The sequence below is a fragment of the Promicromonospora iranensis genome (genome assembly GCF_028994775.1).
Taxonomy (GTDB): Bacteria; Actinomycetota; Actinomycetes; order Actinomycetales; family Cellulomonadaceae; genus Promicromonospora; species Promicromonospora iranensis_A.
On record NZ_JAJQMN010000001.1, the window covers coordinates 569,826 to 590,193 of the forward strand.

The window sequence follows — 20,368 nt, forward strand, 5'->3', positions numbered from 1 at the left end:
TTTCATGTGATCGATCGTGCGACACGATTGATCCATGGAGCTTCAGCAGATGCGGTACGTCATCGCCGTCGCCGAGACGTCGAACTTCACGCGGGCCGCCGAACGCTGCCACGTCGTGCAGTCGGCGCTGAGCCATCAGATCAAACGGCTCGAGCACGAGCTCGGCGCCGCGCTCTTCGCCCGCACCAGCCGACAGGTCCGTCTGACGGCGGCGGGCGAGGCGTTCCTGCCCGCGGCTCGGCAGGCACTCGAGGCGGCGGAGCGCGCCGCGGCGGACGCGGCGGCCACGGTCGGCGAGGTGCGTGGGCGGCTCAGCGTCGGTGTCATCCCGACGGTCGCCGCCGTCGACGTACCGGCCGCCCTGCGTGACCTGCGGCGCCGGCACCCGCAGGTGCGCGTCTCCCTGCGCACCGGCCCGAGCGACACGCTGACGCCCGACGTGGCGGCAGGACGGCTCGACGTCGCCTTCCTGGGCCTGCCGAGCTCTGCCCGGCCGAGCGGCGTGCACCACCACGAGCTGGCGCGCGACCGGCTGGTCGCCGTCCTCGCCCCGGACCACCCGCTGGCCGGGGCCGACGGCCTGGACCTGGCGGACCTCGCCGCCGAATCCTTCGTCGACTTCCCGTACGGGTCGCCCGGCAGAGCTCAGACCGACCAGGCGTTCGCCCGGGCCGGCCTCGGCCGCGACGTGGCGTTCGAGGTGACGGACGCTCCGCTGATGGCACAGGTGATCCGGCACGGTCTGGCGATCGGCTTCCTGCCCTCGGCCTACCTCCGGCGCGCGCCCGAGCTCGGTGGGCTGGCCACGGCGACCGTGCGGGACGGTCCGAGCCGGACCGAGTACGTCATCTGGGGCAAGCCCGGTCCCACGCCCGCCACCGGTGCGTTCCTGACGGCGATCGGGCTCGGGAACCCCTCCCCCGGTCACTCCGCGCCGTAGAACACCCGCTCCGTCACGGCCCGCGCCCGCCGGGCGAGGCGCAGGTACAGCTCCTCCAGCTCCGGGCCCGTGCCGACGTCGCCGAGCAGGCGCGCCAACCCGGTCAGGGCGTGGCTGTCGTGCGGCAGCATGTCGACGCCCTGACCGGTGGTACGGCCCGACCACAGGACGATCGCCGAGCGCAACCGCGACGCGAGTCGCCACGCCTCCAGCAGGACCTCGGCGTCGTCGGCGGTCAGCAGGTCGGCCTCCCGGGCCGCCTTCAGCGCCGCGACCGTGCCGGTCGTCCGCAGGCCGGGCACCTCGAACGCGTGCTGCAGCTGCAGCAGCTGGACCGTCCACTCGACGTCCGACACGCCTCCGCGTCCCAGCTTGAGATGCCGCGCCGGGTCCGCGCCGCGGGGCAGCCGCTCCGACTCCACACGTGCCTTGATGCGCCGCACCTCGCGCAGGACCGCCGCGTCGGGGCCACCCTCCGGGTAGCGCAGCGGGTCGATCAGCGCCGTGAAGCGTGCGCCCAGCGACGAGCCACCCTCCGCGCCGGGCCCCAGGTCGAGCTCCTGGCCGACGTCGAGCACGCCGCCACCGGCGCCCTCCGCACCACCAGCCCCACCGGCACCACCACCCGCACCAGCACCGACCGCCCCGCCGTCCAGCGACGCCGCGACCGCGCCCTCCTCCGGGCCGCCTGCCGCGACGACGCTCAGCGTCCCGGAGAGCGCACGCGCCCGCAGGAGCGCCTGTGCCTCCCAGGGTGAGGACCAGCGGCTGTAGTACTTCACGTAGGACTCGAAGGACCGCACCAGGGGCCCGTTGCGGCCCTCGGGCCGCAGGTCCGCGTCCACGGGCAGGCTGGGCTCGGGTCCGACGGCGGAGAGGATGCGCCGCAGGTCCTTCGCCACGGCCAGGGCGTAGTCGTTGGCCTCCTTGTCGGGCGCGCCACCCACCGCCTCGTACACGAACATCACGTCGGCGTCCGAGCCGTACCCCAGCTCCTGACCGCCGAGCCGACCCATCGCGACGATGAGCAACCGGGCGGGCTCGTCGCCGCGCGCGACCCCGCGCTCGGCGCGGGCCTCGTGCTCGGCGATGCGCAGCCCGCCCGCCAGGACGACGTCGGCGGCATCCGAGATGGCCTTGGCGGCGGAGACCGGGCCCAGCGCCCCCAACACCTCGGCGACACCGGTGCGGGCCAGCTCGCGCCGTCGCAGCGCACGGAGCGCGATGGTGGCGCCCTCCACCTCCTGCGCCCGCCCGAGCAGGGCGTCGGCCTCCGCCGCCAGCCGGCGGACCCCGCGGGGCGCCAGCGACTCGGACTCCGCGAGCCAGCGCACGGACTCCGGGGACCGCCCGATCGCGTCCGCGAGGTAGCGCGACGAGGACAGCACCTGCGCCAGGCGCGATGCCGCCTCGGCGGAGTCGCGCAGCAGCCTGAGGTACCAGTGGGTCGAGCCCAGGGTGTCCGACAGCTTCCGGAACGCGAGCAGGCCCTCGTCCGGGTCGGCGCCCTCGGCGAACCAGCCCAGCAGCACCGGCAGCAGCTGACGCTGGATCGCCGCACGCCGCGAGACGCCGTCGGTCAGGGCCTGGACGTGCCGCATCGCGCCGGCCGGGTCCCGGTAGCCGATCGCGGCGAACCGGGCCATCGCGGCCTTGGGGGCCAGCGATGCCTCGCCCGTCGACAGCAGCGCCGTCGCCGGCAGGAGCGGGCGATAGTAGACGGCCTCGTGCAGGTCGCGGACCTCGCGCCGCACCGAACGCCACGTCTTGACGAGGTCGTCGGCGCCGCCCTGACCCAGCCCGCGCGCGATGCGCCGCAGCTCGGCCTCGGCGGTCGGCATGAGGTGGGTACGACGCAGCCGGAACAGCTGGATCCGGTGCTCCAGGGCCCGCAGGAACCGGTAGCACTCCCCCATCCGGTTGGCGTGGTCGCGTCCGACGTAGCCACCGCGGGACAGCGCCGTCAGGGCGTCGAGGGTGGTCCGCGACCGGATGCCCTCGTCCGCGCGCCCGTGCACGAGCTGCAGCAGCTGGACGGTGAACTCCACGTCGCGTAGGCCGCCCTTGCCGAGCTTGATCTGGCGGTCGGCCTCGGCCACGGGCACGTTGTCCTCGACGCGCTTGCGCATCGCGCGGGCGTCCTCCACGAAGTTGGGCCGCTCCACGGCCTGCCACACCAGGGGCCCGACGGCGGCCACGTACTCCTCGCCCAGCGCCAGGTCGCCGGCGACGGGACGCGCCTTGAGCAGCGCCTGGAACTCCCACGTCACGGCCCACCGCTCGTAGTACGCGGCGTGGCTGGCCAGCGTGCGCACGAGCGGCCCCTGCTTGCCCTCCGGGCGCAGCGCGGCGTCGACCTGCCACAGCGCCGGCTCCGCGGACGGGCCGGAGCACACCTGCGCGAGCCGGCCCGCGAGCCGGGCGGCGACCCGCAGGGCGTGGTCCTCGTCGCACGCCGGTGTGCCGTCGGGCAGGAGCCCGGGCTCGGCGACGTAGATGACGTCGACGTCCGAGATGTAGTTCAGCTCCCGGCCACCGGTCTTGCCCATGCCCAGCACCGCCAGGCGCACGCCGGCGGCGTGGTCGTCCTCGTCGGCGCGTGCGATCGCCAGCGCGCCCTCCAGTGCGGCCGCCGCCAGGTCGGCGAGCGCTGCCGCGACCGCCGGCAGCACCGCCGTGGGATCCGGCGCGGTCACGTCGGTGGCCGCGATCCGCAGCAGCCGCGCGCGGTACGCCCGGCGCAGCCTGTCGGTGTAGGACTGCGTCCCGTCCTCGGCGGCCGCGCCCTGGCCGGCCGGCCCGTGGGTTCCCGCGACCGGGGCGTCCGCCTCGGGGTCCGCGTCGACGGCGCGCAGCAGCTCGGCGCGCACGATCTCGGCCGGTACGTCGGTGCCCGGCGCGCGGTCACAGATCAGGTCCAGGAGTGCGGGGTGGCGCACCAGCTCGTCGCCGAGGGCGGAGGACGAGCCCAGCACGCGCAGCAGCCGGTCGCGTGCGGACGGGCGGGGAGCCGCGTCGTCGTCCGCGTCGGCGCGGGACCCGGCCGGTTCTCCTCCGGAGACGGCGAGGACCGGGCGCAGGCGGTCCGGGGCCGCGGCCGCGAGGCGGACAAGCTGCAGCAGCGCGAGGTCGGGGTCCGCGACGGCGGCGAGCGAGCGCAGCAGCGCCGCGTCAGCGGGCGCCAGCTCGACAGCGCCTCGGTCGGGCCCGGCCGTGTGGTCCACGCTCCGGATGCCCTTCGGCCTGCTGTCCAGGACCGACACCAGGTCGGGGTCCTGCCACAGCGAGGCCGACCGGGTGAGGTCGGCGAACCCGGCCCGGATCAGGTGGGTCGTGAGGGTCTCGGGTCGGCGGCTCTGCACCCCCTGACCCTACGACGGGAGCACGGCGCGCAGCACCCCCCGGCAGGAACGTCGGACGAGCGGCTCGGGACCCCGCTCGCAGGGGGTCTCGAGCCGCTCGGCCTACGGCGCCGTCAGAGCTGCAGGAACCGCTTGATCTCGAACGGCGTGACCTGCGCGCTGTACGCCTCCCACTCCTCGCGCTTGTTGCGCAGGAAGTAGTCGAAGACATGCTCACCGAGGGTCTCGGCCACGAGCTCGGACTTCTCCATGAACTGGATGGCCTCGTCGAGGTCGCGCGGCAGAGGTGCGATACCCAGAGCGCGACGCTCGGCGGCCGTGAGCTCCCAGACGTCGTCCTCCGTGTGGTCCAGGAGGTCGTAGCCCTCCTCGATGCCCTTGAGACCTGCGGCCAGGAGCACCGCGAACGCGAGGTAGGGATTCGCGGCCGAGTCCAGCGCGCGGTACTCGATCCGCGCCGAGTTGCCCTTGCCCGGCTTGTACATCGGCACCCGGACCAGCGCGGACCGGTTGTTGTGGCCCCAGCTCACGTAGCTCGGGGCCTCCTGCCCGCCCCAGAGCCGCTTGTAGCTGTTGACGTACTGGTTGGTGACGGCGGTGATCTCGCCCGCGTGCACCATGAGGCCTGCGATGAACTGGCGCGCCGTCTTCGACAGCTCGAACTGGGCGCCCGGCTCGTGGAAGGCGTTGCGGTCGTCCTCGAACAGCGACACGTGCGTGTGCATGCCGGAGCCCGGCTGGTCGGCCAGCGGCTTGGGCATGAAGGACGCGAAGACGCCCTGCTCCAGCGCCACCTCCTTGACGACCGTGCGGAACGTCATGAGGTTGTCGGCGGTGGTCAGTGCGTCGGCGTAGCGCAGGTCGATCTCGTTCTGCCCCGGGCCGGCCTCGTGGTGGGAGAACTCGACCGAGATACCCATGGACTCGAGCATCGTGATCGCGGCGCGGCGGAAGTCGTGCGTCGACCCCCGTGCCAGGTGATCGAAGTACCCGCCCTGGTCGACCGGCTCCAGCGTCGAGTCGGCCTTGGTCAGCTGGTTGAAGAGGTAGAACTCGACCTCGGGGTGCGTGTAGAACGTGAACCCGCGGTCGCTCGCCTTGGCGAGGGTGCGCTTGAGGACGTTGCGGGAGTCCGCGAGCGAGGGCTCCCCGTCGGGCGTCAGGATGTCGCAGAACATCCGGCCCGTACCGTGCCGCTCACCCCTCCACGGAAGCACCTGGAAAGTGGTCGGGTCCGGCTTCGCGACCATGTCCGCCTCGAAGACCCGGGTGAGCCCCTCGATGGCGCTGCCGTCGAAGCCGATGCCCTCGCTGAACGCCGACTCCAGCTCTGCGGGCGCCACGGCTACCGACTTCAGCACACCGAGCACGTCGGTGAACCAGAGCCGGATGAAGCGGATGTCGCGCTCCTCGACCGTGCGGAGCACGAACTCCTGCTGCCTGTCCATGGGCCCATCTTGCACTAAACCTGTTACAGGCGCGTGTACCGGGCATGGACGACCGGCCGTAGGCTTTCCTGCGGCACCGACGCCGCCCGAACCACAGGAGGACCATGTCCGCCCACACGTCGCCCACTCAGGGTCCCAAGAGGGTCCGCGTGCACCACCTGGCGGAGGCCAAGGCCCGGGGTGAGAAGCTCGCGATGCTCACCGCGTACGACGCCGTGACGGCGGCGATCTTCGACGCTGCGGGCATGGACATCCTGCTCGTGGGTGACTCCATCGGGAACGTCATGCACGGCCACGCCACCACCATCCCGGTGACCGTCGACGACATGATCCCCGCCGCCCGCGCCGTCGCGCGGGCCACGAAGCGCGCCTTCGTGGTGATCGACCTGCCGTTCGGCTCCTACGAGGCCGGCCCGCAGCAGGCGCTCGAGACGGCTGTGCGGATCTTCAAGGAGACCGGCGCCGACGCGGTCAAGCTCGAGGGCGGCGTCCGCTCGGCACCGCAGATCCGCGCCCTGACCGACGCCGGCATCCCCGTTGTCGCGCACCTCGGATACACGCCGCAGTCGGAGAACCTGCTCGGCGGACCGCGCGTGCAGGGCCGCGGCGACTCCGCGGTGGAGAACCTCGCGGCCGACGCGCAGGCGGTCGAGGAGGCCGGCGCCGTCGCCGTCGTCCTGGAGATGGTGCCCGTCGACGTCGCCGCGCGGATCACCGAGATCGTGCGCATCCCGACCATCGGCATCGGGGCAGGGCCGCACTGCGACGGCCAGGTCCTCGTGTGGACGGACATGGCGGGCATGACCAGCTGGTCGCCACGCTTCGCCCGGCGCTACGCCGAGCTCGGCGCGGCGCTGCAGCAGGCCGCGGAGGACTACGTCTCCGAGGTCAAGGACTCGTCGTTCCCGGACGCGGAGCACTCGTTCGACAAGTAGGCACCGGGCAGCCGGCTACTTGTCGCGCCACTCCTTGTCCTCCTGCTCCCAGGACTCGTGGCGCGCCTTCGCGTTCTCCAGGGCCTGCTGAGCCTCGGCGCGAGTGCCGTACGGGCCCATCAGGTGGGTCCAGGACGAACGGCGCCCCTCCTCGACCTCACCCGTCTCGGTGTTGTACCAGTACTGCTCCTCAGTGGTCATGAGACGATCCTGACATGACTGACCTGGCGTTCGGCATAGACATCGGAGGTTCGGGGATCAAGGGCGCACCCGTCGACCTCGTGGCCGGCGAGTACGCGGACAAGCGGACCCGCATCCCGACTCCCCGACCGTCCACCCCGCAGGCGGTGGCAGACGTGCTCGCCCAGCTCGTCGACAGCTACCACCTGGCCGACGACGTACCCATCGGCGTCGCGTTCCCCGCACCGATGCAGCACGGCGTCGTACGCTCCATGGCGAACCTCGACCAGTCGTGGACGGGGGTGGACCTGCCGGCGCTCGTGCGGCGCGCGACCGGCCGCCACGCCGTCGCGGTGAACGACGCCGACGCCGCGGGCGTGGGCGAGGTGCGCTACGGAGCGGCCCGCGACGTCGACGGTGTGGTGCTGGTGGCGACCCTGGGCACGGGGATCGGCTCGGCGCTGGTCGTCGACGGCGTCCTGGTGCCGAACACGGAGCTGGGGCACCTCGAGATCGACGGCCACGACGCCGAGTCGCGCGCCGCCGACTCCGCGCGCGAGCGGGAGGACCTGTCCTGGGACGAGTGGGCCGAGCGCCTGCAGCGCTACTTCGGTGTCGTGGAAGATCTGCTGTCCCCCGACCTCATCGTCGTGGGTGGTGGAGTGAGCAAGCACCACGAGAAATATCTGCCGCACCTGCACCTGCGTGCGCCGATCGTCCCGGCCCAGCTGCGGAACGCGGCGGGGATCGTGGGAGCCGCGGCGCTGGCCGCCGGGCGCTGAGCCGACATCTGTACCAGTGCGCCCGGCCTCCGGGCCGGGCGTGGTCGTCGCCGGCGGAGCCGGGTCAGGCCTCCCGCGCCACGGCGGGCTGAGCCGGCTGGGCGAACAGCACGTCGACGCCGAGCATCTCGATGACGCTCCGCACCACCGGCGGCGGCTCGGGAAGGGTGACCGTCAGGCCCTCCTGCGTTCCGTAGGTGTACATCTGCATGAGGAACGCGACGCCCGTCGAGTCCATGAACGTCACCCTGGAGGTGTCGATCACGACCGACTTGGCCCTCTCGAGGGCATTGGCTATCGCAGCACTCGACTCGCCTCGCAGGGAGACATCGATCTCTCCCCACATACTCACGACACTCGTACGGGACTGTTCTTCGAACATGATCCCGCCCGTGCGCCCCCTGTTATCGAATTCCGTGTTGCTCACTTGCATCGCCCCTGTTCATTGCTCCCCGACATGGCCGCCGGAACGGGTCGCCCGACCCCCCGGGCGACTCTGGGAGATTGCAACGCCTTCGTCGCGATCACGGGAAGCCTACATCCGTGAAGATCGCAAGTGGAACAGCCCGCGAGGGTTACATTTCCCCCTCAGGACTGGTATAACCCACCTTTTCTCCGGCCAAACCGGAACATTCCTCCCGGGCAGACCGGACATATGGCCGCCGAGTTGGACAATCGTCCAAGAAAAAGATTCACAAGATTCAATTCTCCGACGATCGGTTCGGGCCATCCGGCCCTTCTTGCGCCCCCGGATTGCGAACGGTCGGTGCGCTTTCCTTCTCCCATGCGTCGAGCTGCATAGTGAGCGCCTTCGCAAGCTCGAACACCTGCTGCGGAGGAATACGTACACGCGACACCACCCGACCGGGCACCGTTATCGACGTGACTTCACCCGACTCGGGATCGGAGACCGGGCTCGGCGGCTGCTTCACGGCGATGAAGTCCAGGATGAACGACGTCGGTGTGTGCCATACGGAGGCGAAGTCGGCCGGTACGCCAGTCTCCATCTCGTCAGGCACGTCGATCTGGAACTCCTGGGGCAGCTCGTCGGACGACACTGAGGCTCCTCGATTGGCCGGGCGGTTCCCCGACCGTACCGTGGGGCCCCTTGGTGCGACAGCGGAAACGGACTCCGAGGACATATGTGTCGGGTGCGGCCTCCGCGCCCTCGCATGACCCGCGCACCGTCGAAAAGAGGCCGTCTCAACGCCGTCCACGGCACTAGACTCGCGCGTTCGCCCCACGCGCATCCCAGCGGACTCCTGGAGGGTCACCCATGCCTGCCGACGTGCCCGAGCTCACCAAGGAGCGGGAGTTCCTCGCCGAAGCCCGGACCCAGCTCGGCCGGATGCGGGACCGGGTCGCCTCGCTCGACGGGCGCTATGCCGGCGACCGGGTCAGCGCCGACGCCCTGGAGGCAGCGCTCGCACGCCGGATGGAGCAGCTCACCGACGACCCCGAGATCCCGCTCTTCTTCGGCCGTATCACCGTCGGCGACGACACGGAGACCTTCCACATCGGCCGGCGGCACGTCTCGGACCCTGACGGCGAGCCGATGGTGGTGGACTGGCGTGCCCCGGTGAGCACCCCGTTCTACCGGGCCACGCCGAAGGAACCCCAGGGCATCACCGCCCGACGCCGGTACGGGTTCGCGCGCGGCCACCTGACGGCCTTCGAGGACGAATCGCTGACCCGCCCGGAGCCGGGCGGTGACGGCTCCGACGTGCCCTCCGCCCACTCGGACATCCTCGAGGCGGAGATCGAGCGCCCACGCACCGGCCCGATGCGCGACATCGTCGCGACCATCCAGCCGGAGCAGGACGTCATCGTCCGCATGCCGCTCGAACGCACGCTCGTCGTGCAGGGTGCGCCCGGCACGGGCAAGACGGCGGTCGGCCTGCACCGCGCGGCCTACCTGCTGTACGCGCACCGCGATCAGCTCACGCGCCGGGGCGTGCTCGTCGTCGGGCCGAACAAGAGCTTCCTGCGGTACATCCGCGACGTGCTGCCCGCGCTCGGCGAGATCCACGCCACCCAGGCGACCATCGAGGAGATCGTGGGCGAGCACGCTCCCGTCCGGGCCACCGAGCCCGCCGACGTCGCCACGCTCAAGGGCGACGTCCGGCTGGCGGAGGTGCTACGGCGCGCCGTCTGGTCGCACATCGTGACCCCGCAGGACACGCTGGTCCTGCCGCGGGGGTCGTTCCGCTGGCGGGTCCCGGCGTACGAGGCCCGGGAGGCGATCGAGCAGATCAGGGCCCGGGAGGTGCGGTACGCGCTGGGCGCCGCGCAGCTGCGGCACGCCCTCGCCCATCGGGTCCTGGTCCAGATCGAGGAGACCGGGGACGCGCTCGACGACCGGGCCTGGGACGTCCTGGCCCGTACCAAGCCGGTCCGGGACTACGCGGCGGCGGTCTGGCCCGCGGTCGAGCCGCGCAGGCTGCTCTTCCGCCTGCTCGCGGACCCGGAGTTCCTCGCCGAGTGCGCCGAGGGGATCCTGTCCGAGACCGAGCAGCATCTGCTGACGTGGGCACGTCCGCCCCGCACGCCGGGCTCCGCCCGCTGGTCGACGGCGGACCTCGTGCTGCTCGACGAGATCGTCGACCTGCTCGACCGGACCGAGTCGGTGGCGCACATCGTCGTCGACGAGGCACAGGACCTGTCCGCGATGATGCTGCGCGCCCTCGGGCGCCGCGCCGCGACCGGCTCCCTGACCGTGCTCGGCGACCTCGCCCAGGCCACCACGCCCTGGGCGTCGCGCGACTGGGCGGACGTGCTCGGCCACCTCGCCAAGCCCGACGGGCACGTGGAGCAGCTCACCGCCGGTTTCCGCGTACCCGCGGACGTCATCGAGCTGGCCGCGCGCCTCCTGCCCAGCATCGCACCGGGTCTGGAGCCGCCGACGGCGGTCCGGCGCGCCCGCGGACGCCTCACGATCACCGCCGCGCCGCTCGACGACGTCCTCGCCGGCGTCACGGGTCTCGAGGGTTCGGTCGGCCTGATCGTGCCCGACGGCGCCCTGGCGTCGGTCCGGGCGACGCTCACCGCGGCGGGACTCACCTTCGCCGTCGTCGGCGAGCAGGACGACGAGCGCCCAGCCGCTGACGGGGTGGACGACGCCTCCGAGTTCGACGCGCACCTGGACCTCGTTCCCGCCACGCTGGCGAAGGGCCTCGAGTTCGACCACGTGGTGCTGCACGACCCCGCCGCGATCGTGGCGGCCGAGCCGAACCATGCCACCGGCCTGCGCCGCCTCTACGTCTGCCTGACCCGGGCGGTCACGTCCCTCGTCGTCCGGCACGACGGCGACCTGCCGCCGGAGCTGGGTCTCGACGTCGAGGCGGTCACCGGTCTGGTCCCGAGCGCCTGAGCCGACCGCGGCCCGCCATCGACGGGAGGGGCGTCAGGCTCGGCGTGCGAGCATGCTGAAAGCGTTGGGCAGCCGACCGTCCCAGACGGCCGCCGTGAAACCCTCCGGGCGCCAGAACGGCTCGGGGTGCTCCGCCAGGTGCTCGATCTCGAATCCCGCTCCCCGACAGGCCATGACGATCTCCGCGAGCGTGTGCTGACGTTCGACGGCGCCGTTGGCCGGGAACGAGTCGTTGACGTGGGAGCGCGCGAAGTAGCCCCGATCCGGGCGGATCCGGATCTCGGCAGGGTGCCAGTCCCACAGCGGCACGAGCGGGTGCGCCTCGTACACGTAGAACCAGCCGCCCGCGCGCAGCAGACGGTGCGCCTCTGCGAAGAAGGCGGGAAGATCGGCGAGCCAGATCAGCGCGCCCTTGCCCGTGTAGACCAGGTCGGCGGACGCGACGTCGAGCCCGCTCGCGGGCAGGACCGCCCGCGTGTACCGGCAGGGCAGGTCCAGCTCGTCGGCCCGGCGCTGCGCGCTCGAGACCGCCGCCTCGCTGTAGTCGAGCCCCAGCACCGACCGCGCGCCGAGGCGCGCGAGCGCGATGTCGTCGAGGCCGTGCCCGCTCATCGGGTGCACGACGTCGGCACCGGCGACGAGCTCACTCAGCGCCTCGACCTCGGCCGGCAGCAGCTCGACGCTCCGGGCCAGCTCAAGATGCTCGGCGTACTCGTCCTCGTACTTGCGCGAGGCGATGGCCCAGGCAGCGCGTGTCTCGTCCCCTGTGACGTCCATGCCGCCACCCTGTCAGCGGCGCCATGACGGGCACAGTTGTTTTCCGGGCACTGTCTGCGGGCACTGTCTGCGGGCACTGTCTGCGGGCACTGTCTGCGGGCGCTGTCTGCGGGCACTGTGTGCGGGCAGTGTCTCCGCGCGCTGGTCCCAGGTCCCGTTCTCCGGGCTCAGTCCTCGACGGGTTCCCCGGTCGGGTCGTCGACAGCGGGTGCGTCCAGCTCGCGCCCGCCGACCGGCGCCTCGCTCCAGCTGACGAGCCGCCAGCCGGCGACGGGGTCACCGTCGATCTCCACCAGGCCGGTGTTGGCCAGCGCCGTCCGCTCGACGTGGTCGACGTCCACGCCCGCGACGCGCGCCGACACCCATACCCGGATCGCCGCGCCGTGCGAGACCAGGACAACGCTGTCGTCGCCACGCGCGGCGATCTTCGCGACCGCCGCGTCGTAGCGTCCCAGGAACGCGCGGCCGTCGAGGCCGCCGGGCATGGCGCGATCGAGGTCACCGCGCGCCCACGCGAAAGCAGTGCCGAGGTAGCGCTGGTGCGCCTCGTGCTCTCCGGCCATCTCGAGCTCGCCCGCCTCGATCTCCTGCAGACCGTCCATGACGAGCGGCTCGATTCCCCGGGCGCGAGCCAAGGGTGCGGCGGTGAACGACGTCCGTACGAGGGGTGAGACGGCTATCGCGTCGATCTGGCGGTCACGCAGCGCGTGCGGCACGGCGGCCGCCTGACGCTCGCCGAGCGCGGTCAGCCCGGGGCCCGGGTTGGCCGTGTCGAGGAGCCCTCGCACGTTCGAGGGCGTCTGTCCGTGGCGCAGCAGCAGAAGTCGCATGGGTGCATTCTCCCCGACCCTCAGACGTCGTCCGGCGCAATTGTCCTGGACAAGTCTGGGCCCAGGGGTGTTACCCGCTGTATCCGTTCCGTTACTCTTGGGTTCGCTATGAGCCTGACATGTCGCCTTCGTCCCCTGCTCGCCGATCCTCGGCGCGGTTCCACGCGGGCCGCGCACGGGTCTCCTTCCCTCTGAAAGGCCCCCGCCTCCATGGATCCCCAGTCCAGCACGGTCACGTCCCAGCCTCGCCGTGGCCGTCACCGCGCTGCCCACCGCCCCCTGCTGACCAGCGTGGCCCAGGCCGCCACCAGTCAGGCCGGCGTGATCACCGGTCGCGGTGCAGTGATCGCCGCGGCCGGTTCCGGCGTCCTGCTGTCCCTGATCGCCCCGCCCGCGCAGGCAGCGCCGGTCTCCGAGGTCAGCACCACGCTGGCCGGCACGGCCGTCAAGGGCAAGCTCAACTCGACGGACCTCAACGCCCTGGCCAGCCAGGCCCGCCAGACCGTCGCCGCGGCGAACGTCGTCACGGTCGCCCCGACCGCTGAGCTGAACGTCGAGAAGTCGGCGGTCTCCGTCGTCTCGGCCGCCGAGAACGCGGAGTACCAGGAAGCGCGCGCCGCCGAGATCGCGGCGGAGCAAGCCGCGCAGCGCCGGGCGTCCGTGGTGTCCATCGCGATGCGCTACCTCGGTGTCCCGTACGTTTGGGGTGGGACGACCCCGGCAGGGTTCGACTGCTCCGGGTTCACCTCCTACGTCTTCGCCCAGGTCGGGATCGACCTCCCCCGCACGTCCTCCGCGCAGCGCTACGCCGGGACCGTCGTCTCCTGGGCCGAGGCTCAGCCGGGTGACCTGGTCTGGAGCCCCGGGCACATCGCGATCTACGCCGGCGACGGCATGCAGATCGAGGCCCCGGTCCCCGGCAAGAGTGTCCGGTACACGAGCATCTGGCAGTCCGGCCCGACGTTCATCCGCGTCGGCTGATCCACCGCGGGTGAGGGGCGCAGCGCCGCGCCCCTCACCCGCCGCACTCTCCTCCGGCGGCCCCACCCTCGTGTCCGCGTTGAGCTGGGCGTTCCCCGCCGCCCGCCGTGGACCAGACCACGGGTGGCCGTCTCGCGTCGGCGGTGCTGACTTCCCAGGTCCGTGGCCGCGTTCCGTCGTCCATCTGGACCGAACGTACTGTCATATCGGGAGACAGTGACACTCCGGACACCGTCGCGGAGGCTATCGTTGCGCTGCGACGGATCCCAGGCCGAAGCTGCGGGACCGGCCGTCGGCCGGACGGATCAACACGCGGCGCCATACCGCTCCCGCACAGACGTTCTACAACCAGATCCGCAAGTACAACCGGCTGGCCGGCCAAGCCCGACCGCAGGCAAGCCGTCAGCAGAGGAGCAAAGAGTGACCCTCAGTACCGAAGCCACGAATTTCGGATGGCTGCTCGACAACTTCGTGCGCACCGTCCCGGGCAGCCGGCACACGCTCGTCGTGTCGGCGGACGGCCTGCTCATGGCCATGTCCGACCAGCTCGACCGCACCAGCGGCGACCAGCTCGCCGCGATCGTCTCGGGCATGTCCAGCCTCACCCGCGGTGCCTCCCGCCAGCTCAACGGCGGTAACGTCCGCCAGACCATCATCGAGATGGACAAGGGTTTCCTGTTCCTGATGAGCGTCTCCAACGGGTCGGTGCTCGGCGTCGTCGCCGAGGCCACCTGCGACATCGGTCTCGTCGGCTACGAGATGGCTCTTCTGGTGTCCCGCACCGAGGCCACGCTCACGCCACAGCTCATCTCGGAGATGCGCGGCAGCCTCCCGACCGACCGCCAGCCCCGGGGCGCGGTGTCCCTCTGATCTGAACGACTCTGAACGACTCTGAACGACGACGTCGTTACCGGCGTCGTCCAGCGGTGGGGGGCTCTCCTCACGGCTCGACGACGCCGGCCAGGCGCCGCGCCCGACGTCGTGGGCGCGGCGTCGTCCTGCCTGCCGGTCGTCCTGTCTGCCGTCAGAGCCATCCGACGAGCCCGAGGGCGAGGCCCAGCGCAGCGCACACGCCCAGGGTCCGCAGGACCGACCAGCGCAGGACAAAGAGCAGGAGGGCCGCGGCGACGGCGATCCCGAGCGCGGCCGGCTGGAGGGTCGCGAAGTCGGGGATACCGACGTGCAGCGGGCCGGCGGTCCACATGCTCGTGGTGGCGAAGAGCGTGTGGGTGGTGAAGTAGAGCGCGAGGTTGGCAATGACGCCGACGACCGCCGCGGTGATGGCGGCCAGAGCGGCGCTCAGGGTCCGGTTACCCCTGAGCCGCTCGACGTAGGGGGCGCCGAGAAAGATGAACAGGAACGACGGTACGAAGGTGACCCAGGTGGTCAGCAGGGCGCCGAGCAGCGCGGCGACCCACGGGTCGAGGTCACCCGGGTTCCGGTAGGCGCCGAGGAACGCGACGAACTGGACGACCATGATCAGCGGCCCGGGCGTGGTCTCGGCCAGCGCGAGACCACGGGTCATCTCGCCGGGTGTGACCCAGGCGTAGGTCTCCACCGCACGTTGCGCGACGTAGGCGAGGACCGCGTAGGCACCGCCGAACGTCACGAGGGCGCTGCCGGAGAAGAACAGCCCTTGCTGGGTGAACACGCTCCCGACGCCGGTCAGCAGCGCGACCGCCACGACCGGGAGCGTCCACACCAGGAGGCCGAGCACGAGCACTCGCAGCGCTCTGCGGCCCGACGGTCGCTCGGCGTGCAGGGCGTCGTCGGGGATGAGCGGGGCCGGGCCGTCGTCCGGCTCACGCGCACTGGAGGCGACGATCCAGCGCGGCACGTACCGGTGCACGAGCCAGCCGATCGCCCCGGCGCCGGCAACGACCAGCGGGAACGGGACCGCGAAGAGGGAGAGCGCCAGGAACGCCGCGATCGCGAGCGCCACGAGCGCCGGGCTGGTCAGGGCGCGGCGGCCGACACGGAGCACCGCCTGGACCACGATGGCCAGCACCGCCGGTGCCAGTCCGGCGAACACCGCGGAGACGACGGTGGTGTCGCCGAACGCGACGTACACCGCCGACAGGGCGAGGAGCGTGAGCATCCCGGGAAGGACGAAGAGCGCCCCGGCGGCCAGACCTCCGCGGAGCCCGTTGAGCAGCCAGCCCGTGTAGACGGCGAGCTGCTGCGCCTCGGGGCCGGGCAGGAGCATGCAGTAGTTCAGGGCGTGCAGGAACCGGCCCTGTCCGATCCAGCGCTTCTCGTCGACGAGGGTGCGCTGCATGACGGCGATCTGCCCCGCGGGGCCGCCGAACGTCTGCCAGGAGATCGCGAACCAGGCGCGTACGGCCGTGCGGAACGGGATCAGGTCCTGCTGCAGGGTCGGTGGCGTCACGGGGGTGGGGGTACCAGCGTCTCCGGGCGCGCCCGGCTCGTCGCGCATTTCAGCGTCTCCGGGCGTACCCGTGTCGTCGGTGCTCATGGTTCTCCTGGACGGCCGCTTCTACACCGCGGGCTCGGGGTCGACGACCGGGTCGACGTCGTAGGCCGGTAGGCCGTCGATGCTGGTCAGGTTCTTGCGGCGCCGGTACTCGCGTTGCCCGGCCTCGCCCTTGCGCTCGAAGTACGGTCCGATCAGGTCCCGCTCACCCTCGTACGACATCAGGGGAACGCTCCAGCCGCAGCTGTCGGAGATGCGCTCGACGTCGACCACGATGACCGCGCGAGCACCCGGGATGTCGGTGAACTGGCCGGCGAGAGCCGGGTACTCGGCGTCGTACCGGGTGACGACGCGGCCGGTGCCGTGGAGCCGGACGATGTTCGGTGCACCGTCGAACGCGCAGAACATCACGGTGATCCGGCCGTTCTCGCGGAGGTGTGCGACTGTCTCGCTCCCGCTCCCTGTGCCGTCGAGCCACGCGAACGTGTGGTCGTCGAGCACGGCGAAGGTGCCGGGGATGCCACGCGGCGAGACGTTGACGCGCCCGTCGGCGGCGAGCGGTGCCGTCGCCACGAAGAAGACAGGTTGCCGCTCGACGAACTGGCGCAGCCGGCCGTCGATCCGCTCGTGGAGTTTCATGCTCGCATGCTGCCAGAACGCCGTCGGCACCCGGGGCCTGCCCAGTACCTGGACGTGCCGGTGGAACGGCGACGGGATAGCCCCACGGCGGAAGCGTAGGGGCACCGATGAGTTTCGCGCGCCGTGCCGGTCTCTCCGCTGGAGATCGACCGACGGAAGGCATGGAGCCATGCGGAAACTGGTCTACGGCATGAACCTGTCCCTGGACGGCTACATCGCCGCGCCCGGCGACGACATCAGCTGGGGCGTGCCGAGCGACGAACTGTTCCAGTGGTGGCTCGAGCAGGAACAGGCGATCGAGCTGTTCCTGTACGGGAGCAAGCTGTGGGAGAACATGAGCTCCCACTGGCCGACCGGCGATCAGCAGCCGGGCGCCACCCCGGCGCAGATCGAGTTCGCGCGAAACTGGCGGGACACGCCGAAGGTGGTGTTCTCGTCGACGATCGACAACGTCGACTGGAACACTCGCCTGTTCGACGGCGACGTGGTCCCGGAGATCACGCGGCTCAAGGCCGAGGACGCTGGGCCGATGAGGGTCGGTGGCGCGACGCTCGCCGGGGCGGCCATGCAGGCCGGGCTGATCGACGAGTACGAGGTCGTCACCCATCCGGTCCTGGTGGGTGGCGGCACACCGTTCTTCACCGCGCTGGACGGTTGGGTACACCTGAACCTGGTGGAGACGCGGACGTTTCCCGGTGGGGTCGTCCTGAACAGGTACGCGACGAGGCGCTAGCGCAGTTCGTCCGCGAGCGGCGGGATTCCCGAGCCTGACCTGACCTGGGCCTCCAGACGACGCGGCGACATGGTGTGATGTGCGGCATGTCCACGACGGGTGCACCAACACTGGAGATGCTCTGGGAGAGCGACGACCCCGCCGGGGTACTCCTGACGCGCTTTGGCCTCACCGACGGCCGCACGGCCCGAGACTGGGTCGCCACCGCGCTCAGCCGGCACTGGGGGATCGAGGTCTCCGACTGCCGGCGAATCGTGATGAGCGATCACAACGCTCTCGCGTGGCTCACCACGACCTCGGGCGAGCTGGTAGCGAAGTGGTCTGTTGCTCCACCACGTTTCGCCCGGCTGTCGGAACTCGCCGAGCTCACGGTCTGGCTCGGCGAACGAGGTGCGCCGGTCTCAGCGCCGATCCTCACGCTCGACGGGAGCGCGCACGTGGAGTCAGGCGGCGCCCTTCTGATGCTCCAGCGGCTGATCGAGGGCGAACCCCTCGAGGTCACCAACCCGGACCAGATCCGGGCAGCTGGAGCGAGCCTGGCCCGGCTGCACGGTGAGCTCGCCCGCTACCCACACGCCGGTCGCCTGCTTCAGCACTCGCCGACGCCCGGCAGCTCGCTGCCCGCACGGGTCACGTCGTGGCTCGATGAAAAGCCGCGGCACGTACCCTCGCCGCTCCTGACCTCCATGCGGCGGCTCTTGGGCACCGCTCCCTCCGAGCCGATGCCCACCCAGCTCCTGCACGGCGACTTCCGAGCGGCGAACATCCTCTGCGCCGGGCCACGTGTCCTGGCGATCATCGACTTCGAAGAGGCGAGTTTCGACCACCCGATCGCAGAGCTGGCCCGCTCAGCGGTCATGCTCGGGACGAAGTTCCGCAACTGGGGACCGGTGTCGTCAGGCGTTCGTGCCGCGCTCTTGGCCGGCTACGAGTCGGAGCGACCACTGAGCGCGGCCGAGTCGCGCTGGTGGGACATCCTCGTCGGCTGGTACTCGCTGACGATGGTCCCGCCGGACCACGACCCGACCGGATGGCTCGCGGCCGCAGCAGAACATCTGGAACGCGTCGCTCCGGGACGCGCCACATGACGTCGCGCTTTCATCGAGGGGTGGCTGATACGCAGGCTGACCCGATGTGTACCGGGTACCCGCAGCCGATCGGGCGGGCCGGCAATGGCCCGCCAACGGCAGACGACGATCAACGCACCAACGAGGCGGCTACGGTGCGCCCATGAGTTACGACATCCTCGCGTTCGACCCTGCAGCGGTCGCCGACGCCGACTTCCCTGCGTGGTGGGAGGCGCAGTCCCAGTGGTCCGAGGACCACTCATATGACGACCCAGAAGTGACGACGGCGAATCTCAGGACCTTCTACAACAAGCTGATCCAGACCTATCCGCCGATGAACGGTCCGGGCGCGCCGGCGTACGAGGCCTGGCATCACGACATCGAGCTCGTAAGCCAGATGTCGGACTACAGCATCGGCACCTCGCTGGTCTACGGGGCGTTCTCCTGGAGCCGGGCACGGAAGGCGCGAGACACGTTCACAGCGCTGGCTGCCAAGCACGGAGTGGCTGTCGCCATGGTCAGCGACGACGGATCGATCCTGCGGCCGTGATGGAAGCCCGCCCGCAGATCGTGTGCCTGTGCGGCTCGACTCGGTTCGCTGAGCAGTTCCGCGCGGTGAATCGTGACCTGACCCTCGCCGGGGCAATCGTCGTCGCACCCGCTGAGTTCGAGCGCGCCACCGACCGGATCACCGACGAGCAGAAGGCTGCGCTCGGCACGCTGCACCTCGCGAAGATCGACCTTGCCGACCGCATCGTCGTGATCAACCCAGGCGGGTACATCGGGGAGTCCACGCGACGCGAGATCCGCTACGCGCACCAGACCGGGAAGCCGGTGGAGTACACCGACGCCCTCGACGGCGTCATCAACCCCTGACCACGCTCGCACGACCGGCATCCTGCCGGCCCCTACTGACACGCCAAGCAGGTCAGAGCGTTCAAAGCGGACGAGCCGGTCTGTACGCGTACCGGCGCGCCCTGTCCTCCTGAGAGCCCACCGACCTACTGCGCTGTGTGCGCCAGCACGGCTGTAGCAACCTCTGCGTGTACCCGGCTGGGGAGCTCCGCGCCGACCCCGTCGACGACCAACAGGGTTGCGCCGGGGATCTCTTCGGCCAGCGCCTTCGCATTGCCCACCGGGAAGAACGGGTCGGCCGCGCCGTGCACGACCAGCGTGGGTGCGGTGATCTCCCGGAGCCGCTCGCGCCAGCGTGGTTTGCAGTCCAGTTTCGAGAACACCGTGCTCAGCAGGCCGTTGCGCGCCGACGCCGGGTGCGGACCGGAACGATCGAGAACATGTGCCGCGTGGGCACGGGCCTCGGCCGCGTCGAAGTGCGGCGAGCCGGAGAACACGCGAGCCGCGGTCACCGCACCGTCCAGGATCGACGAGCGGTCGGTCCAGTCAACCGGTTGGGCGCTGCTGAAGTGGGCGAAGATCGCCGGGGAGTGCTCAGGCAGGTCGTCGTCGACCGGCCCCGGCGCGACCGGACGTGTGCCCACCAGCACGAGCGAAGCGACCCGTGACGGATGGTCCAGGGCCAGGAGTTGCGCGATGAAGCCTCCGGTCGCCATTCCTACGATGTGCGCACGAGAGATGCCGAGGCCGTCGAGCACGCCGACGGCGTCGGCGACGAGGTCGCGCAGAGTGTATCCGGGGGAATCGGGATCGACGGTGGTCGATCGACCGGCGTCCCGCAGGTCGTAGCGGATGACGAACCGGCCGGTGAGCCGCTCCACGAACTCGTCGTCCCAGGTGGCGATGGTGGTACCGATCAGCAGAAGGGGGATGTCAGTCGGCAGGCCGGCCGTGTCGACGCACAGTTCGACGTCGCGGACCGGAAGTAGGGTCTCCATGCCTAGGAGACCGCGGGACGTGGCAGAACTCATCGGG

At 71.2% G+C, this 20,368-nt stretch carries 20 protein-coding genes; 10 read left to right on the forward strand and 10 right to left on the reverse strand.

Translation table 11 applies throughout. The annotated features are described in order from the left end of the window. The first annotated feature begins 34 nt into the window (after positions 1-34). The gene (locus LUU90_RS02580) at positions 35-940 is read left to right on the forward strand and encodes a LysR family transcriptional regulator (RefSeq protein ID WP_275001679.1); all 906 of its coding nucleotides are present in this window, start codon (positions 35-37) and stop codon (positions 938-940) included. On the opposite strand, the gene LUU90_RS02585 is transcribed toward LUU90_RS02580, so the two are convergent. Next, a complete protein-coding gene (locus tag LUU90_RS02585) occupies positions 925-4,302 on the reverse strand; it encodes a bifunctional [glutamine synthetase] adenylyltransferase/[glutamine synthetase]-adenylyl-L-tyrosine phosphorylase (RefSeq protein WP_275001680.1) in 3,378 nt (1,125 codons plus the stop codon). The genes LUU90_RS02580 and LUU90_RS02585 overlap by 16 nt on opposite strands. A gap of 113 nt (positions 4,303-4,415) precedes the next feature. Further along, a complete protein-coding gene (gene glnA / locus LUU90_RS02590) occupies positions 4,416-5,750 on the reverse strand; it encodes a type I glutamate--ammonia ligase (RefSeq protein ID WP_275001681.1) in 1,335 nt (444 codons plus the stop codon). Between the two features lie 104 nt (positions 5,751-5,854). On the opposite strand from glnA, the gene panB reads away from it, so the two are divergent. Continuing rightward, on the forward strand, positions 5,855-6,685 hold the full coding sequence (gene panB, locus LUU90_RS02595; RefSeq protein WP_275001682.1) for a 3-methyl-2-oxobutanoate hydroxymethyltransferase: 831 nt from the start codon (positions 5,855-5,857) through the stop codon (positions 6,683-6,685). Between the two features lie 15 nt (positions 6,686-6,700). Here the strand turns inward: panB and LUU90_RS02600 are convergent, their stop codons facing one another. After that, complete coding sequence (locus tag LUU90_RS02600; RefSeq protein WP_275001683.1) at positions 6,701-6,886, reverse strand: SPOR domain-containing protein; 186 nt, start codon at positions 6,884-6,886, stop codon at positions 6,701-6,703. A 14-nt stretch (positions 6,887-6,900) separates the two neighbouring features. Here LUU90_RS02600 and ppgK point away from each other — a divergent pair, with 14 nt between their 5' ends. After that, positions 6,901-7,647, forward strand: a complete 747-nt coding sequence (gene ppgK / locus LUU90_RS02605) for a polyphosphate--glucose phosphotransferase (protein WP_275001684.1) — start codon at positions 6,901-6,903, stop codon at positions 7,645-7,647. A gap of 64 nt (positions 7,648-7,711) precedes the next feature. Here ppgK and LUU90_RS02610 read toward each other — a convergent pair whose 3' ends face one another. Further along, entirely contained in the window at positions 7,712-8,080 is a 369-nt protein-coding gene (locus LUU90_RS02610) for an STAS domain-containing protein (RefSeq protein WP_275001685.1), read from the reverse strand. Between the two features lie 268 nt (positions 8,081-8,348). Next, entirely contained in the window at positions 8,349-8,705 is a 357-nt protein-coding gene (locus tag LUU90_RS02615) for a DUF3467 domain-containing protein (protein ID WP_274993658.1), read from the reverse strand. A gap of 218 nt (positions 8,706-8,923) precedes the next feature. Here LUU90_RS02615 and LUU90_RS02620 point away from each other — a divergent pair, with 218 nt between their 5' ends. Then, positions 8,924-11,017: a HelD family protein gene (locus LUU90_RS02620; protein WP_275001686.1), complete on the forward strand. Its 2,094-nt coding sequence runs from the start codon at positions 8,924-8,926 to the stop codon at positions 11,015-11,017. 33 nt (positions 11,018-11,050) lie between these two features. Here LUU90_RS02620 and LUU90_RS02625 read toward each other — a convergent pair whose 3' ends face one another. Both LUU90_RS02625 and LUU90_RS02630 read right to left on the reverse strand, forming a co-directional pair. Beyond that, positions 11,051-11,794, reverse strand: coding sequence for a class I SAM-dependent methyltransferase (locus LUU90_RS02625; protein ID WP_275001687.1), 744 nt, complete (start codon positions 11,792-11,794; stop codon positions 11,051-11,053). A 167-nt stretch (positions 11,795-11,961) separates the two neighbouring features. Beyond that, complete coding sequence (locus tag LUU90_RS02630; protein WP_275001688.1) at positions 11,962-12,624, reverse strand: histidine phosphatase family protein; 663 nt, start codon at positions 12,622-12,624, stop codon at positions 11,962-11,964. A gap of 210 nt (positions 12,625-12,834) precedes the next feature. On the opposite strand from LUU90_RS02630, the gene LUU90_RS02635 reads away from it, so the two are divergent. Then, positions 12,835-13,605, forward strand: coding sequence for a C40 family peptidase (locus LUU90_RS02635; protein ID WP_275001690.1), 771 nt, complete (start codon positions 12,835-12,837; stop codon positions 13,603-13,605). Between the two features lie 420 nt (positions 13,606-14,025). Continuing rightward, positions 14,026-14,475, forward strand: a complete 450-nt coding sequence (locus tag LUU90_RS02640; RefSeq protein WP_274993653.1) for a roadblock/LC7 domain-containing protein — start codon at positions 14,026-14,028, stop codon at positions 14,473-14,475. A 154-nt stretch (positions 14,476-14,629) separates the two neighbouring features. On the opposite strand, the gene chrA is transcribed toward LUU90_RS02640, so the two are convergent. Beyond that, a complete protein-coding gene (gene chrA, locus LUU90_RS02645; protein ID WP_275001691.1) occupies positions 14,630-16,081 on the reverse strand; it encodes a chromate efflux transporter in 1,452 nt (483 codons plus the stop codon). A gap of 21 nt (positions 16,082-16,102) precedes the next feature. Continuing rightward, the gene (locus tag LUU90_RS02650; protein ID WP_275001692.1) at positions 16,103-16,678 is read right to left on the reverse strand and encodes a pyridoxamine 5'-phosphate oxidase family protein; all 576 of its coding nucleotides are present in this window, start codon (positions 16,676-16,678) and stop codon (positions 16,103-16,105) included. A gap of 169 nt (positions 16,679-16,847) precedes the next feature. Here LUU90_RS02650 and LUU90_RS02655 point away from each other — a divergent pair, with 169 nt between their 5' ends. From LUU90_RS02655 to LUU90_RS02670, 4 genes are all read left to right on the forward strand, one after another. Next, the gene (locus tag LUU90_RS02655; protein ID WP_275001693.1) at positions 16,848-17,411 is read left to right on the forward strand and encodes a dihydrofolate reductase family protein; all 564 of its coding nucleotides are present in this window, start codon (positions 16,848-16,850) and stop codon (positions 17,409-17,411) included. 86 nt (positions 17,412-17,497) lie between these two features. After that, on the forward strand, positions 17,498-18,499 hold the full coding sequence (locus LUU90_RS02660; RefSeq protein WP_275001694.1) for a phosphotransferase: 1,002 nt from the start codon (positions 17,498-17,500) through the stop codon (positions 18,497-18,499). 142 nt (positions 18,500-18,641) lie between these two features. Next, positions 18,642-19,028: a hypothetical protein gene (locus LUU90_RS02665; protein WP_275001695.1), complete on the forward strand. Its 387-nt coding sequence runs from the start codon at positions 18,642-18,644 to the stop codon at positions 19,026-19,028. Further along, positions 19,028-19,354 (forward strand): hypothetical protein, encoded by a 327-nt coding sequence (locus LUU90_RS02670; RefSeq protein WP_275001759.1) that lies wholly within the window; start codon positions 19,028-19,030, stop codon positions 19,352-19,354. The genes LUU90_RS02665 and LUU90_RS02670 overlap by 1 nt, the downstream gene beginning before the upstream one ends. Before the next feature lie 125 nt (positions 19,355-19,479). On the opposite strand, the gene LUU90_RS02675 is transcribed toward LUU90_RS02670, so the two are convergent. Further along, the gene (locus LUU90_RS02675) at positions 19,480-20,331 is read right to left on the reverse strand and encodes an alpha/beta fold hydrolase (protein ID WP_275001696.1); all 852 of its coding nucleotides are present in this window, start codon (positions 20,329-20,331) and stop codon (positions 19,480-19,482) included. Positions 20,332-20,368 lie beyond the last annotated feature (37 nt).

Coding starts and splice junctions, on each gene's coding strand:
- LUU90_RS02580 (WP_275001679.1), top strand. CDS start 35: ATGGAGCTTCAGCAGATGCGGTACGTCATCGCCGTCGCCGAGACGTCG.
- glnA (WP_275001681.1), bottom strand. CDS start 5,750: ATGGACAGGCAGCAGGAGTTCGTGCTCCGCACGGTCGAGGAGCGCGAC.
- panB (WP_275001682.1), top strand. CDS start 5,855: ATGTCCGCCCACACGTCGCCCACTCAGGGTCCCAAGAGGGTCCGCGTG.
- LUU90_RS02600 (WP_275001683.1), bottom strand. CDS start 6,886: ATGACCACTGAGGAGCAGTACTGGTACAACACCGAGACGGGTGAGGTC.
- ppgK (WP_275001684.1), top strand. CDS start 6,901: ATGACTGACCTGGCGTTCGGCATAGACATCGGAGGTTCGGGGATCAAG.
- LUU90_RS02610 (WP_275001685.1), bottom strand. CDS start 8,080: ATGCAAGTGAGCAACACGGAATTCGATAACAGGGGGCGCACGGGCGGG.
- LUU90_RS02620 (WP_275001686.1), top strand. CDS start 8,924: ATGCCTGCCGACGTGCCCGAGCTCACCAAGGAGCGGGAGTTCCTCGCC.
- LUU90_RS02625 (WP_275001687.1), bottom strand. CDS start 11,794: ATGGACGTCACAGGGGACGAGACACGCGCTGCCTGGGCCATCGCCTCG.
- LUU90_RS02630 (WP_275001688.1), bottom strand. CDS start 12,624: ATGCGACTTCTGCTGCTGCGCCACGGACAGACGCCCTCGAACGTGCGA.
- LUU90_RS02635 (WP_275001690.1), top strand. CDS start 12,835: ATGGATCCCCAGTCCAGCACGGTCACGTCCCAGCCTCGCCGTGGCCGT.
- chrA (WP_275001691.1), bottom strand. CDS start 16,081: ATGAGCACCGACGACACGGGTACGCCCGGAGACGCTGAAATGCGCGAC.
- LUU90_RS02650 (WP_275001692.1), bottom strand. CDS start 16,678: ATGAAACTCCACGAGCGGATCGACGGCCGGCTGCGCCAGTTCGTCGAG.
- LUU90_RS02655 (WP_275001693.1), top strand. CDS start 16,848: ATGCGGAAACTGGTCTACGGCATGAACCTGTCCCTGGACGGCTACATC.
- LUU90_RS02660 (WP_275001694.1), top strand. CDS start 17,498: ATGTCCACGACGGGTGCACCAACACTGGAGATGCTCTGGGAGAGCGAC.
- LUU90_RS02665 (WP_275001695.1), top strand. CDS start 18,642: ATGAGTTACGACATCCTCGCGTTCGACCCTGCAGCGGTCGCCGACGCC.
- LUU90_RS02670 (WP_275001759.1), top strand. CDS start 19,028: ATGGAAGCCCGCCCGCAGATCGTGTGCCTGTGCGGCTCGACTCGGTTC.
- LUU90_RS02675 (WP_275001696.1), bottom strand. CDS start 20,331: ATGGAGACCCTACTTCCGGTCCGCGACGTCGAACTGTGCGTCGACACG.